The sequence below is a fragment of the Thermanaerothrix solaris genome (assembly GCF_032334255.1).
Taxonomy (GTDB): Bacteria; Chloroflexota; Anaerolineae; order Anaerolineales; family Anaerolineaceae; genus Thermanaerothrix; species Thermanaerothrix solaris.
Genome location: NZ_JAUHMF010000002.1, coordinates 199878 through 213837 on the forward strand (window position 1 = coordinate 199878; position 13960 = coordinate 213837).

Genomic DNA, 13960 nt, shown 5'->3' on the forward strand with positions numbered 1-13960 from the left:
CTTACTGGGCCGCAACCACGCGCAGGATGCTGGCGTCGTAAACGCTCACCCCACCCCCCACATTGCAGGAGTAGGTGGAGCCGCTGAGGGTGCAGGTATACCACGCGCCGCTCGCCGTCAATTGAACTTTGACGGTCTGAGCCGGGTTACTCCCGCTGAGGGTGAACTCCACCGCGCTGATCACCGCCGGATTGGTACTATCCAGCACGTAATGCACGTTGCTGACGGTGTAACCGCTGATCGCGTTGCTGCCATCGCCCGCCGAGGAGGGCGGCACCGTGTTTGCCGCGGCGTAAGCGAAGGTCACCGCCGCCAGCACCAAGGCAATTAACAAGGGGTACAACCAACGCAACCGGGGTCTCATGATGAATGACTCCTTTCGGTATCGGGATAAAGAGGGGATTACAGCGTATTTTAAGAATTTTGACCTTACTTTACAAGTCATGTCACGAAATTGTAAGGCTAATGTAAGGTTGCTGACCAGGGACAAACGTCCCGCTATCTGTATGAGGGTCCTCGTCCCCATGATCCCGGGTAGGACCACGATAGGCGCCTTTTTGGACTAAAATAGAGCATATCTCCACCTTCCCTTGAGGTACCGTCCATGGTCTCTATCTTCCCCCCGCTCCCACGTTCGCTGTGGTTGGATACCGCCGGTCCCTACACCCCCCAGCCCTCGTTGCAAGGGCGGGTGCGCGCCGATGTGGCCATCATCGGCGGGGGCTTCACCGGGCTGATGACGGCGTATGAACTCAAGCACGCCGACCCCGCATTGGAGGTGGTCGTGCTGGAAGCTCAAACCATCGGCTATGGCGCCAGCGGGCGCAACGGCTCGTTCGCCATGACCGTGGTCGGGCTGGGTTTTGGGGTCATGCCGACCTTGCTTGGGCGTGAGCGCTTTATCGCCGCCCACCGCTACATGATGGAAGCCGTGGAGACCCTGGATGCCTTCATCCAGCGCGAGGGCATCGCCTGTGAGCGCCTGCGCCCGGGCTTCTTGCGCGTGGCAACCACCCCGGCCTACGTGCGCCGCCTGCAAAGTGAAGTGGCGCTCATGAACCGCCTCGGCTTTGAGGATATTTACTGGCTGGATCAAGCCGCAGTGCGCGAACGGGTGGCTTCGCCGCGCTACCTGGGCGCGCTGTGGGAGCCGCGCCTGCTCTTGCTTCATCCGGCCAAACTGGTGCGCGCCGAGCGCGACCTCGTCCTGCGCCTGGGCGCCGCAGTGTACGAACATTCGCCCGTGCTGGAAATCACCTCCCGCCCCCGCTTCCGCCTGCGCACCCCGCAGGGGGAGGTGGAATGCGAGAAACTGGTCTTCGCCACCAATGCCTATTCGCACCTCTTCCCACCCTTACGCCGCCACCAGATCCCCGCCTTCACCTATATGATCGCCACCGAGCCGCTCACCCCGGAGCAACTGGCGCCCATCGGCTGGCAAGGGTTAGAGGGCATCGAGGACGCACGCAACCTGATCCACTACTACCGCCTCACCCCCGAGCGGCGTTTAGTGCTGGGTGGGGGTCCGGTGGGGCTGACCTGGGCGAACCGCCTGGATGGCGATCAGAGCGACGCCGCCTGGCGCCACCTGGAAGCGCACGTGACGTACCTCTTCCCTCATCTGCACGGGGTAGCCATCACCCACCGCTGGGGCGGGCCGTTCTCGGTCACCCTCGACCTCACCCCGGCCCTGGGTTACTTAGGTGACCGGCGCGCCGTTTACAGCCTGGGCTGTATTGGGCACGGTGTCTCGATGAGCCACCTCAACGCGCGCCTGCTGGCCGACCTGATCCTGGAGCGCCCTAACCCCTGGCTGGAGACGTGCCCCTTCGTCAACCGCCGCATCCTGCCCTGGCCACCGGAGCCACTGCGCATTGCGCTGGCTGCCGGCTTGCGCACCTACCTGCAGTTGGAGGATTGGGCTTGCGAACGCGGACCCTCCTCTTTTTCATCCTCATCTTCACGGAGGCACAGCGATGACGTTAGACCTTAACCTGATTCGATCCCACTTTCCCGCCTTACGCCGGCCGGTGATTTACTTCGATAACCCCGGCGGCACGCAAATCACCCAGATGGCGCTGGACCGCATGGTCCACTACCTCACTCTGCACAACGCCAACCACGGCGGTGCCTTTGCCACCAGCCGCGAGTCGGATGCGGTATTGGAGATGGCGCACCAGGCCGTCGCCGATTGGCTCAACGCAGCGCGGCCGGATGAGATTGTTTTCGGCGCCAACATGACGACACTCACCCTGCACCTCAGCCGCTCCATCGCCCGCACCTGGCAGCCCGGCGATACCATTGTGGTTACCCGCCTGGATCACGATGCCAATATCTCGCCTTGGGTGTTGGCGGCGCAGGATCGCGGCTGCCGCGTGCGCTGGGTGGACTTTCACCCCGAAGACGGCACGCTCGATCTGGACGACCTGGCACGGGCGTTGGAAGAAAAGCCGCGCCTGGTGGCGGTGGGCTATGCCTCCAACGCCTTGGGTACGATCAACCCGGTGGCAAAAATAGTCAGCATGGCGCATGCCGTCGGGGCGTGGGTGTACGTGGATGCGGTGCAATATGCCGCGCACGGCCCGATGGACGTGCAGGCGCTGGAATGTGATTTTCTGGTCTGCTCGGCATATAAGTTCTTTGGGCCCCACGTGGGCGTGCTCTACGGGCGCTACGACCATTTGCAAGCCCTGAGCGCCTACAAGGTGCGCCCGGCGCCCAACGACCCACCAGGCAAGTTCGAGACCGGCACCCAAAACCATGAGGGCATTGCCGGTGTGCTGGGCGCGCTGGAGTACCTGGAATGGGTGGGCCGCACCTTTGGCGCCGCAGTAGATCAGCCGACGCTGGCGGTTTATAGTGGACGACGGCGCACCTTCAAGCAGGCCATGCTGGCGATCCAGGCCTACGAGGCCAACCTCAGCCGTGCCTTGCTGGACGTGCTGGAAGCCATCCCGGGGGTCACTGTTTACGGGCTGCGCGATCGGGCCCGCCTGGCCGAACGCGTGCCAACGGTCAGTTTCACCCTGGCTGGGTGGCTGCCACAGGCCGTGGCAACGGCGCTGGATCAGGCCGGCATCTACGTCTGGGACGGCAACTTCTATGCCCTGGCGGTGACCGAACGCTTGGGGCTGGAGGGCAAGGGCGGGCTGGTGCGAGTTGGCCCGGTGCATTACAACACGCCGGACGAGGTGCAACGCCTGGGTGACGCGCTAGCGCGCCTGGTGCGCCAGGCCTGAGCCGCAACCCGCCGGCCGGCGCGGGTAACGGCGACAAACCGCGCCGGCTGAATCTGCGTATCCTTCCTCTGATGGCGCTCTCCTTCCCCTGGTCGGCTTTAGAGCGCGCGGTAGCCTGCCGCGAACCCCACCTGGATGCCGAGCACAGCGGGGCCTACCGCCTCTTCGCCGGGTTTTACGAGGGCTTTCCCGACCTGGTGATTGACCTCTATGCCCGCACGCTGGTGCTGTTCAACTACGCCGAACCGCCCTCTACCTTAGATGCCCTCATCCCCGAGGTGCAAGCATGGCTGTTGGCGCGCTTCCCCTGGGTGACCGCGGTGGTGCTCAAAACGCGCTTCGCTACTGATCCCGCCCGGCGCCGCGGCGTGCTGACCTGGGGCGATCAGCCGGCTACGCGCATCCGCGAGCACGGCGTGTGGTACGCCCTCGACCTGCGCCTGAATCAGGATGCCAGTTTTTACCTCGATACCCGCCACCTGCGCGCCTGGCTGAAGGAAAACCTCCGCGACAAGACCGTGTTGAACACCTTTGCTCACACCGGCAGCCTGGGTGCCGCCGCGTTGGCCGGGGGTGCTCGGCGGGTGGTGCAGACCGACCGCAGCGCCCGGTTCCTGGCCATGGCCCGGCAAACCTACCGCCTCAACGGTTGGCCGGTCGCCCCGCATGATTTTGTGGTCGCCGATTTCTACCGCCAGACGGCGGCCTGGCGACGGCAGGGTGTGTGCTTCGATGGCGTGATCCTCGATCCCCCCTTCTTTGCGGAGGAGCGCAGCGGGCGGGTGGATCTGCAGAATGCCTATCACCGCCTGATCAACAAGGTGCGCCCCCTGGTCGCTCATGAAGGCTACCTGGTAGCGGTCAACAACGCCCTCTTCCTCAGCGGGCAGGCCTATCTGGAGATGCTCCAATCACTGGCTGAGGAAACCTACCTGCGCCTGGAGGCGCTTATCCCTGTGCCGGAGGATGTCACCGGCTACCCCGAGACGCAGGTGAGCGCGCCACCGGCTGATCCTGCACCCTTCAACCACCCCACCAAAATCGCCGTGTTGCGCGTGCGACGGGAAACTTAGTTACCCATCTCTTGGATGCCATAAAGCCACCACCCATAGGCCAACCTGCGCCGATCGAGAAATGGCTCCGGTTGGGTGCAATAGTTCAGGTGTGGCAGGGCGGCGCAGAGCGCCCGCGGCCAGTTGAGGTTGAAGAGGCGCAAATGCTGTTCAAACCTGACCTGAGTGCGGCCCGTTGTCTCTCCCTGTGCCGCCAGAAATGCGTCCAGGCTCGCGTTCCATTGTGCCTGGGTCGGCTCATACACCCCCAGGCGCACGCTCAGGCGAGGTTGGTGGGTGATGAACGGGCTGAGCACGTAACAGGGCGCCGTGCAGGTCGCACCGGGGTGAAAGACCTGCAGGTTGAGGTCGGCACGATCATACTGCACTCGCAGGTGCAGCCCGATTTGCTCGTAATACTCATTCGGATCCTGAATGTTAACCAGCAGCGTGGCGTTGTGAGGCAAATGTGCCGCAACGTACGCCAGGGCCTGGCGGTTGGCACGATCCACCACCATTTGCAAGCGGGCATTGGTGAGGTTCGTGGGCAGGGTGGTCAGAAAAAGGGCTAAGCCCAGCCCCAACCCCAGCGCCGCCCAGGTGCGCCCGCGGCCATCGCGCCGGGCTTGAATGGCCTCGTAAAAACCGACCGCCCCGAACATTGCCGCGCCCACGCTGAACGGCAGCATGTAGTACTCCACCATGTACACCCAGGGCAGGAAGATTGCCATCCACCCCGCCATCCAGAGCAGGGCTTCCAGAGCCAGCAGCCCGAACGTCCATGTGCGCTGACAGAGCCAACGGTAGAGCAGCCAGAGTCCCAACGGTAGCAGGTAGAGATCATCGCGCAGCAGCCAACCGACCCAGCGGATAAGCGAAGCCTTGATCGCCGCGGCGCTTAATGCATAGGCATCGGTATAGGTGCCGGCGGTCAGTGCCGTGGGGATGACTTGGCGGCGCAAGATGTAAAACAGCCCGCCCGCCAGCAGGCTGATCACCCCCAGTGCCAGCGCCGACCGCACCTCCGTGCGCGCCGGGGCAGTACGGCGCAAGCTCCAGGCCAGCCCGGCCCACCCCAGCCCAATCGGGAGCATCACCAGTGTGGTCTCTTTGACCCCAGCGGCCAAGAACAGCAACAGGGCGGCAACCACCGTGCGCCAGCTCCACCACTGCGCCCCACGCGCCGGCACGGTGTAGAGCAGGTTAAGCGCGCCCAGGATCAACACCACCTGTAGCGGTTCGCTTTTGGAGAGGGTGTAAAAACTCTCCACCACCGGCCCGGAGAAGAGGAAGAGCAGCCCCGCCCCCAACCCCACCAGGGGTTGGTCGGAACGGAGGCTCACCCAGCGGTAAAGAAGCAGGGTGGCAGCGCACAGCAAGGCGAGGTTGCCCAGGAACCACCCACGCGGGTTTGTGCCCGCCAGCCGGTAGAGCAAGGTGTTGTAAGCCCAATAGACGGGTCGAAAACGTCCAGCCTCGCGGTCAAACTCGACTTGCCAATCCCCCTGCAGGATTTGGCGCGTAACGCTCAGGGTGCGCCCATCGTCGAGCAAGCCGAAATCGGGCTGCAGCAGGCGGGGCAAGAGGAGGAGCAGGCTGAGCAAGAGCAAGATGCCAACGTGCACCTTAGGCCGCTGAAACCAAACGAGGGGTAAGGTCATGCCGATGCGCCCTGACGTCTTAAGAAGGTTATCTTCCTCATTATAACCGTAGGCTCGCCTCAAGCATGTTATACTTTTCCCCACAAAGGCGTTATTCCTATGTCCTTAATCACTGCCACTGACCTTGCCAAATCCTTCGGCGCGCAGGATGTCTTCATCGCCGTGACCCTCAGCATCCCGCGCGATGGGCGCATTGGGCTGGTCGGTGCCAACGGCGTGGGCAAGACCACGCTCTTGCGCATCCTAGCCGGCCTGGAAGAACCAACCCGGGGCGAGGTACAGCGCGCCAAGGGCCTGCGCCTGGGTTACCTGCCCCAGGAAGTCCCCGTGCCCGACCCGAGCCTCAACGTCTGGGCGTTCTGCCGCCAGGCGTTCGCCCACCTGATCGCCATGGAAGAGGAGTTAGCCCGCCTTGCCGCCGCCATGGGTGATCCGGCGCAAGGTGAGGCCGCGCTGATTGCTTACAGCCGACTGCAAACGGCCTATGAGCACCAGGGCGGTTACACTTATGAACACCACCTGCGCCAGACCCTGATCGGCTTGGGTTTCACCGAACCGGAGTGGCAGCGTCCGCTGGGGCAACTCTCGGGCGGCCAGCGCACGCGGGCCTACCTCGCCCGTCTGCTGTTGGAAACCCCCGACCTGCTGCTCCTGGACGAACCCACCAATCATCTCGATATCCAGGCGCTGGAATGGCTGGAGAAGACCCTGCGCGATTGGCCCGGCGCCGTGGTTGTGGTCTCGCACGACCGCTACTTTTTAGATCATGTGGTATCCACCGTTTGGGAGTTGACGCCCGAGGGGCTGGAGGTCTATCGCGGCAATTACTCCGCCTACTGGCAGCAGCGCCGGGAACGCTATCAGCGCCGGTTGGAAGAGTACGAAGCGCAACTGGCGCGCATCGAAAAAGAAGACGCCTATATCCGCCGCAACCTGGCCGGGCAGAACGCGCGCCAGGCACTTGGGCGACGCAAACGCCTGGAACGCCTGCTGGAGCAGGTGCGCCGTCCACCACCCCCCGAGCCGCGGCGCATCCGCCTCAATTTTGGCGAGGTAGCGCGCTCCGGCGATTTAGTCCTGCGCACGCAGGGGCTAGCCATCGGCTACCGTGATGAGGGACGGCCGCTCTTTCACGTCCCAGATCTGCTGCTCAAACGCGGCGAGTGCGCGGCCATCCTCGGTCCCAACGGCGCCGGCAAGACCACGTTTCTCAAAACCCTACTGGGCGAGGTGCCACCCTACGCCGGCGAGGTCATCCTCGGTGCCGGTCTCAACATTGGCTACTTCGCCCAGGCCCATGAGGGCCTTGATCCGCACAAGACGCCTCTGGCTACGATTCTGGATGCCTGTCCCACCTGGCTTCCGGCCCAGGCACGGGATTATCTGGCGCGTTTTCTCTTCAGCGGGGATGACGTGTTCAAGCCCATCGCCGCCCTCTCCGGCGGAGAACGCGGTCGGCTGGCGCTGGCCTGCCTGGCGTTGGCCGGGGCTAATTTCCTGCTTCTCGACGAACCGACGAACCACTTGGATGTATTTGCTCAGGAAGTGTTGCAAACCGTTCTGGCCGCTTACGAGGGCACCATCCTTCTTGTCTCGCACGACCGCTATCTGATTGACACCCTGGCGACCCAAATCTGGCATGTGCAGCCCGAGGAACGCCGCTTGCAGGTTTTTGCAGGCACTTACAGCGCCTACCGTGAAGCCCAAGAAGCCGCTGCTGCCGCCGCCAAGGCTGCACCGGCCGCTGCGTCTTCGCGCCCGCACCGCGAGAACGCCAGCACCAAAGCCCAGCGCCGTACCCGGCAGGCCCTGGAGGCATTGGAGGCTGAGATCGCGGCATTGGAAGCCGACCTGGCACGGGTGACGCGGAGGTTGGAACATCCCCCCAGCGACCCGCTCAAAGTGGCCGAACTGGGGCGCGAGTATGAGCGCCTGCAGCGCCAACTCGAAGAACGCTGGCAGCGTTGGGCCGAACTGGCCGAAGAGGGCGACGGCGGGGCGTTCAATGCGTCTGCGTAGCCTGGTTTGCTCCAGGAAGAGGTTCGTTGCCAAGCGGACGGAATCCCGCGCGGAAGCAAATTTTTCGCAAATCCCCCCCCGTTTTTAAGCAAAAGACGATTTGCGAAGCGCAGGCGACGCAAGGGGAGGCGAAAGGGTTAAAACAGCCCTCTAGACGCACGTAGAGGCTTGATTTTTGTTTAAAGTGCGCTATAATAGGGTCAAAATCCGCTGTTGCAGTCGCCTCGATCCGTTAGTGGATACTGAAATTTGCTGTCGGTGTATGTGATTGGGTTGCCGCTTTTGGTTGCAGTCGCCTCGATCCGTTAGTGGATACTGAAATACTGGGGGCTCTTGCACGCCGCGGCCCGAGTTTCGTCAGTTGCAGTCGCCTCGATCCGTTAGTGGATACTGAAATAGGATGTCATCAACGCTGCGGAGCGTGAGCGGAGCAGTTGCAGTCGCCTCGATCCGTTAGTGGATACTGAAATGCTCGCCAAGTATTCTGCCATTGCGGTGGCCATGGCGTTGCAGTCGCCTCGATCCGTTAGTGGATACTGAAATCGCTTATGATGATTATAGCAAACACTATCAATGTTGTTGCAGTCGCCTCGATCCGTTAGTGGATACTGAAATTATGGAAAACGATATACACGTCAACGTCATTAGTTTGTTGCAGTCGCCTCGATCCGTTAGTGGATACTGAAATAGCACAGACTTCGAGGGAGGGGACGACATCAAAGGGTAGTTGCAGTCGCCTCGATCCGTTAGTGGATACTGAAATCACTAGAGCATTTTTGTCTGTAAGTGACCAAGTCAAAGTTGCAGTCGCCTCGATCCGTTAGTGGATACTGAAATTCACGCAAAAAATTGATCAGCAGATCGTGGAGGATATAGTTGCAGTCGCCTCGATCCGTTAGTGGATACTGAAATACTCGAATACGTATGTTTCAAACTCCTATATTTTGTTGCAGTCGCCTCGATCCGTTAGTGGATACTGAAATGCCGTCACTGCTACGAAACATCGAGGCCGCACTGAGCATGTTGCAGTCGCCTCGATCCGTTAGTGGATACTGAAACGCAACCATGATCGCACAGACATCGCGCGAGGCAAAAGCGGTTGCAGTCACTTCGATCCGTTAGTGGATACTGAAACGTCACTCCAGCTGATTTTATTGCTGAGACGGCGTGTTGCAGTCACTTCGATCCGTTAGTGGATACTGAAACTTCCTTATTGAGCACAGCAAATGACGGATACTTATTGTTGCAGTCACTTCGATCCGTTAGTGGATACTGAAACACGCGATACCACCGCTGACCTCGAACGCGGCCACGGTTGCAGTCACTTCGATCCGTTAGTGGATACTGAAACAACGACTAATAGAATCATTCGGCTTGAAACCGTAATAGGTTGCAGTCACTTCGATCCGTTAGTGGATACTGAAACATCGCGCGCGAGCGGCTTTCAAATAAAGGTGTCGTCTAGTTGCAGTCACTTCGATCCGTTAGTGGAACCTGAAGCAGCGTAGCCTGTAAAGCCCCCAGCGGGGCTTTTTTCTTACCCCGCATCGGATGTAGGGCCGTTCCTGAGGACCCCGGCATGGAGCGGGGTTGCCCTCAGGCATTCCCGGGCGGGCCATCACCCCGGATTGACCCGGCCGGCGTCGCCCGAACGATTGCGCTCCCCTTCCTTTTGTGGCCGTGGCTTGGGGGTCTCTTCAGGTCGCACCCACCCCAATCTTTGCGATGGCGCAAAGAGAAATACCCCTAAATGGGTCAGAATTAACCGCGATGCACATTACCCGCCCGTTGCTGTTGCTGGCACTGCTCGCCTTGCTCACCGCCTTGTGGGCAGGGTGGCTGCGCCTGGGCTGGGTGCTACCCGGGACGCCGGCGCTGGCCCTGGCCCATGGCCCTCTCATGATCATGGGCTTCCTGGGTGCGCTCATCCCCCTGGAGCGCGCCGTGGCGCTACGACAACGCTGGATGTTCATCGCGCCGCTGCTGGCCGGCCTGGGTGTCCCGGTCTTGCTGATACAGCCCGGCGCCGGCCGCGTTCTGTTTGTCCTCAGCAGCCTGTTCACCCTCGGCATCCTGGGGGTCATGGTAAAACGTGAGCCAAGCCTGCACACCTTCACCATGGCGTTGGGCGCCCTGGCGCTGGTTGTGGGGAACGGGCTTTGGTTGGCCGGGCAGCCGCTTTACCGCGTTGTCTATGCCTGGATAGCCTTTCTGGTGCTCACCATTGGCGGTGAACGCCTCGAACTCAATCGGGTCCGCCGCCCTTCACCCTCCCAAGTGCGCCTCTTTCTCGCCGCTGTGGGCCTCTTGTTGCTGGGGGTAGGTGGGGTTTGGGTTAACCCGGTGCTGGGAGCGCGCCTTTTGGGCCTGGCGCTGGTGGCACTGGGACTGTGGTTCCTCGTCGCCGATATCGCCCGTCCCAACCTGCGCCATCCCAACCCGCTCACCCGCTACATGGCAATCTGTTTATTTGGCGGCTTTCTCTGGCTGGTGATCGGGGGTGGGCTGTTTTTGAGCCTGGGGGCGCTTTATGCCGGGCCGTATTACGATGCCGCCCTGCATGCCATCCTGGTCGGTTTTGTGCTGGTGATGATCTTCGGGCATGCCCCGGTCATCCTGCCGGCGCTGCTCGGCCGCCCCGTGGGCTATCATCCCGGTTACTACGTTCCTTTGGGGTTGTTGCACTTCTCGTTGGTGCTGCGATTGGCGGGTGATCTTGCCCTGGATCACGTCCTGCGGCGCTGGGGTGGCCTGGTCAACGGGCTCGCCGTCCTGCTCTTTTTTGTCCTGATTCTGCGTAGCCTGAGGCACAAGTGAGGTGACGGATGCCGACCATCACACGCTGGCTGGTGAAAACCTCGTTGGTCATGCTGGTGGCGGGACTGGCCCTGGGAGTTTACCTGCATCTACCCGGGATTTCCAGCGGTGGTTTGTTTCCGCTCTACCTGCATCTGCTCACCTTTGGCTGGCTGACGCAGTTGATCATCGGCATTGCGCTGTGGATGCTGCCCAAATACACCCTGGAACGACCGCGCGGCGATGAGCGACTGAATTGGCTGATCTACCTCTGCCTCAACCTGGGGCTGGTGATGCGGGCGCTCTTTGAGCCACTTCCGCCGACGGCACTATCTCCCTGGCGCGGGGTGGGGTTGGTCGCCGCTGCCGTTTTACAATGGCTGGCCGCGCTGCTGTTCATCAGGCAGGCCTGGCCGCGGGTGAAAGGACGCTGACCATGCCGTTACTCAGTCGGTGGGCGGTGCGTTTGGCACTCATTGCCTTGGGGGTGGGGAGCACCCTGGGTGCGCTGATCTTGATCCAGAAAGGGCTGGGTACCCTGCCCTGGGCCTGGAGCGGTCTGGGGGCACACGTGGAATTGATGCTGATCGGGTGGATGACCCAGTTTGCCCTGGGCATTGCCTACTGGATTCTGCCGCGCCTGCCGGGGATGGCACCGCGCGGCAATCCGATTCTGGCGGGCCTGGCTTTCATCTTGCTCAACCTGGGGCTGCTCTTGGCCCTGCTGGCGCCCTTCCGGCCCTGGCCGTGGGGGTTGGTCCTCGCCCGCCTGCTGGAAGTCCTGGGACTGCTGCTGTTTGGGCTGGCCATCTGGCCGCGCATTCGCGCTCTCAAGCCTTAAAATCTGCTCCAATTTGCCCTTTTAAGGTATAGTTAGGGCATGACATTTTCATCGGCCGAGATTGAGGCGGCCCTGCGCCGGGTGGACGTTTTGCGCCATGCCACCGCCGCCGAAGTGCGCGCTCTGGCACGGTTGGGCCTGCCGCGGGCGGTCGAAGAGGACGGTTTTTTCTTCTTTCAGGATGACCCCGCCGAGCAGGTTTTTATCCTGCTCCAGGGACGGGTTAAATTGTGCCAGATCACCCCGGAAGGGCAGCAGGTCAACCTGCGCACCATCGCCCCCTATCAGGTCTTCGGCGCGGTGGGCGCGGTGCGGCCCGATGCCACCTACCCCGCCTGTGCCCAGGCGCTGGAGGAAAGCGTTGCGCTGGTCATCCCCAGTGCCGATTTCCAGCGCATCCTTTCCGCTAACCCGGCTCTGATGTTCGACCTGATGACGATGATGACGGATTACATCCGCGAGATGCAGGATCGCTACCGCGAAATGGTCACCGAGCAGGTCGAACAGCGCATCGCGCGGGTGGTGGTGCGCCTGGCCGGGCAGTTGGGGCGGCGCACCCCCGCGGGCATTGAATTGATCTTCTCGCGCCAGGACCTGGCCGAGATGGCCGGCACCACGCTCTACACCGTCAGCCGCGTCCTGAGCGGGTGGGAGAAGCGCGGTCTCGTCCTCACCGGGCGCGAACGCCTGGTGATCACCCAGCCCCACGCCCTGATGCAGGTGGCCGAGGGCAGCGTCCCGACGTAAAAATCCCCCTTTTAGACTCCGAATTTGCGCTAACACAAAGACACGTTAACCCCTTAGGCGTAGGATGGGACACGAAACAACATCGCACGCACAGGAGTTAACGGTTATGTTTCGTCTTTCACGCTTCTTGGTGTTCACGCTCATTCTGGTAGCGCTTGGGTTAGGCGCGTGCCAGCCTGCCGCGGCCAGCGCACCCACGCCCACCACACCGGTTGCCGCGGTGAACATGGATGCCCCCGCCGGTGCCGGGAATGACGTTACTTTCACCCTGGTCACCGGCTTTGCCGAGGGACGCATGGTCTTCATCGGCCAGGGTGGTGCGATAGATGGCCAGGTCAACCCCGACCTGCACGTACCGCAAGGGGCGCACGTTACGCTCACCCTGGTCAACGGCGACGGTGCCCTGCATAATCTCAGCATTGACGAACTGGGCGTCCACTCCGCCGATATAACCGGGCAGGGCAGCCGCACCACGGTAACCTTCGTGGCCGACCAGCCCGGCACCTTTGCCTATTACTGTGCCATTCCCGGCCACCGCCAGGCCGGCATGGAAGGCAAACTCATCGTGGTCGGTAGCAACGCCCCGGCGACAGCGGTAACTTCACCACGGCAGGCCGCTGCGCCCAACCTCGCTACGCCCCAGGTTGCCCCGGCCGATCCTCAGGCGGTGGATATCGTCCGCGATCCGACCGATCTACCTGCTCCCCTGCCCCCGCGCGATCCGCAGAAGGTGGTGGTGAACCTGGAAACCGTGGAGGTCAACGGGCGCCTGGCGGATGGCACCACCTACCGCTACTGGACCTTCAACGGCAAGGTACCGGGGCCCTTCTTGCGTGTGCGGGTGGGAGATACGGTCGAGGTTCACCTCAAGAACCATGCCGATAGCCAGATGGCGCACTCGGTAGACTTTCATGCCGTCACCGGGCCGGGTGGGGGCGCGGTAGCCACCCAAACCCAGCCCGGCGGGGAGACCATGTTCACGTTCAAAGCCCTGAACCCCGGCCTGTTTGTCTATCACTGCGCCACTCCCATGGTGGCCGAGCACATCGCCAACGGCATGTATGGGCTGATCCTGGTCGAGCCCGAGGGCGGCTTACCGCCGGTGGATCGAGAGTTCTACGTCATGCAGGGCGAACTTTACACCGCCCAGCCCTTCGGCACGCCCGGCCACCTGACCGAGGATATCCAAAAACTGCTGGCGGAACAGCCGGAATACTTCGTCTTCAACGGCGCCAGCCTGGCCCTGACCAGTGAAGCCCACCAGATGCATGCGCGGGTGGGCGAGACCGTGCGCATCTTCTTCGGCGTCGGTGGGCCGAACGCGACGTCGTCCTTCCACGTCATCGGCGAGATCTTCGACCGCGTCTATGACCAGGCATCGCTCACCTCGGCGCCCCTCACCAACGTGCAGACCACGCTGGTGCCGCCCGGCGGCGCCGTGATGGTCGAGTTCAAGGTCGAGGTGCCGGGCCGCTACATCCTGGTGGATCACGCCCTCTCGCGCCTGCAGCGCGGCCTGGCGGGTTACCTGATTGTGGATGGTGCACCCAACCCCGATATCTTCAGTGCCACGCCGGTCGCCGGGAGCGGCCACTAGGAGGATGA

The 13960-nt window shown here is 62.2% G+C and carries 11 protein-coding genes and 1 CRISPR repeat array; of the genes, 9 read left to right on the forward strand and 2 right to left on the reverse strand.

The genetic code is table 11. The features are described from left to right. Window position 1: 1 nt before the first annotated feature. A complete protein-coding gene (locus tag QYE77_RS09065; RefSeq protein WP_315625074.1) occupies window positions 2-364 on the reverse strand; it encodes a hypothetical protein in 363 nt (120 codons plus the stop codon). Between the two features lie 240 nt (window positions 365-604). Between QYE77_RS09065 and QYE77_RS09070 the strand changes: the two genes are divergently transcribed. The 3 genes from QYE77_RS09070 to QYE77_RS09080 all read left to right on the forward strand — a co-directional run bounded on the left by QYE77_RS09070 (window position 605) and on the right by QYE77_RS09080 (window position 4312). Next, window positions 605-1993 (forward strand): NAD(P)/FAD-dependent oxidoreductase, encoded by a 1389-nt coding sequence (locus QYE77_RS09070; protein ID WP_315625075.1) that lies wholly within the window; start codon window positions 605-607, stop codon window positions 1991-1993. Continuing rightward, the gene (locus QYE77_RS09075) at window positions 1977-3239 is read left to right on the forward strand and encodes a cysteine desulfurase-like protein (RefSeq protein WP_315625076.1); all 1263 of its coding nucleotides are present in this window, start codon (window positions 1977-1979) and stop codon (window positions 3237-3239) included. The genes QYE77_RS09070 and QYE77_RS09075 overlap by 17 nt, the downstream gene beginning before the upstream one ends. A gap of 71 nt (window positions 3240-3310) precedes the next feature. After that, window positions 3311-4312, forward strand: a complete 1002-nt coding sequence (locus tag QYE77_RS09080) for a class I SAM-dependent methyltransferase (protein WP_315625077.1) — start codon at window positions 3311-3313, stop codon at window positions 4310-4312. Here the strand turns inward: QYE77_RS09080 and QYE77_RS09085 are convergent. Then, window positions 4309-5952: a hypothetical protein gene (locus tag QYE77_RS09085; RefSeq protein ID WP_315625078.1), complete on the reverse strand. Its 1644-nt coding sequence runs from the start codon at window positions 5950-5952 to the stop codon at window positions 4309-4311. The two genes, QYE77_RS09080 and QYE77_RS09085, sit on opposite strands and share 4 nt — an antisense overlap. 99 nt (window positions 5953-6051) lie before the next feature. Here QYE77_RS09085 and QYE77_RS09090 point away from each other — a divergent pair, with 99 nt between their 5' ends. From QYE77_RS09090 to nirK, 6 genes are all read left to right on the forward strand, one after another. After that, on the forward strand, window positions 6052-7971 hold the full coding sequence (locus QYE77_RS09090; protein ID WP_315625079.1) for an ABC-F family ATP-binding cassette domain-containing protein: 1920 nt from the start codon (window positions 6052-6054) through the stop codon (window positions 7969-7971). A 212-nt stretch (window positions 7972-8183) separates the two neighbouring features. Beyond that, a CRISPR array of direct repeats spans window positions 8184-9472; the repeat unit is 37 nt; unit sequence GTTGCAGTCACTTCGATCCGTTAGTGGATACTGAAAC. 269 nt (window positions 9473-9741) lie between these two features. Then, entirely contained in the window at window positions 9742-10788 is a 1047-nt protein-coding gene (locus tag QYE77_RS09095) for a hypothetical protein (protein WP_315625080.1), read from the forward strand. Between the two features lie 8 nt (window positions 10789-10796). Then, complete coding sequence (locus QYE77_RS09100; protein ID WP_315625081.1) at window positions 10797-11201, forward strand: hypothetical protein; 405 nt, start codon at window positions 10797-10799, stop codon at window positions 11199-11201. Between the two features lie 2 nt (window positions 11202-11203). After that, window positions 11204-11608 carry a hypothetical protein gene (locus tag QYE77_RS09105; protein ID WP_315625082.1) on the forward strand — a complete coding sequence of 135 codons (405 nt, stop codon included), beginning with the start codon at window positions 11204-11206 and terminating at the stop codon, window positions 11606-11608. A gap of 39 nt (window positions 11609-11647) precedes the next feature. Continuing rightward, entirely contained in the window at window positions 11648-12355 is a 708-nt protein-coding gene (locus QYE77_RS09110) for a Crp/Fnr family transcriptional regulator (RefSeq protein WP_315625083.1), read from the forward strand. Window positions 12356-12461: 106 nt separating this feature from the next. Continuing rightward, on the forward strand, window positions 12462-13952 hold the full coding sequence (gene nirK, locus QYE77_RS09115) for a copper-containing nitrite reductase (protein ID WP_315625084.1): 1491 nt from the start codon (window positions 12462-12464) through the stop codon (window positions 13950-13952). Window positions 13953-13960: the final 8 nt, after the last annotated feature.

Bases quoted from the DNA above. Each gene is read 5' to 3' on its own strand.
- QYE77_RS09075 (WP_315625076.1), top strand. From the start codon at position 1,977: ATGACGTTAGACCTTAACCTGATTCGATCCCACTTTCCCGCCTTACGC.
- nirK (WP_315625084.1), top strand. From the start codon at position 12,462: ATGTTTCGTCTTTCACGCTTCTTGGTGTTCACGCTCATTCTGGTAGCG.
- QYE77_RS09105 (WP_315625082.1), top strand. From the start codon at position 11,204: ATGCCGTTACTCAGTCGGTGGGCGGTGCGTTTGGCACTCATTGCCTTG.
- QYE77_RS09085 (WP_315625078.1), bottom strand. From the start codon at position 5,952: ATGACCTTACCCCTCGTTTGGTTTCAGCGGCCTAAGGTGCACGTTGGC.
- QYE77_RS09070 (WP_315625075.1), top strand. From the start codon at position 605: ATGGTCTCTATCTTCCCCCCGCTCCCACGTTCGCTGTGGTTGGATACC.
- QYE77_RS09110 (WP_315625083.1), top strand. From the start codon at position 11,648: ATGACATTTTCATCGGCCGAGATTGAGGCGGCCCTGCGCCGGGTGGAC.
- QYE77_RS09065 (WP_315625074.1), bottom strand. From the start codon at position 364: ATGAGACCCCGGTTGCGTTGGTTGTACCCCTTGTTAATTGCCTTGGTG.
- QYE77_RS09095 (WP_315625080.1), top strand. From the start codon at position 9,742: ATGCACATTACCCGCCCGTTGCTGTTGCTGGCACTGCTCGCCTTGCTC.
- QYE77_RS09100 (WP_315625081.1), top strand. From the start codon at position 10,797: ATGCCGACCATCACACGCTGGCTGGTGAAAACCTCGTTGGTCATGCTG.
- QYE77_RS09090 (WP_315625079.1), top strand. From the start codon at position 6,052: ATGTCCTTAATCACTGCCACTGACCTTGCCAAATCCTTCGGCGCGCAG.
- QYE77_RS09080 (WP_315625077.1), top strand. From the start codon at position 3,311: ATGGCGCTCTCCTTCCCCTGGTCGGCTTTAGAGCGCGCGGTAGCCTGC.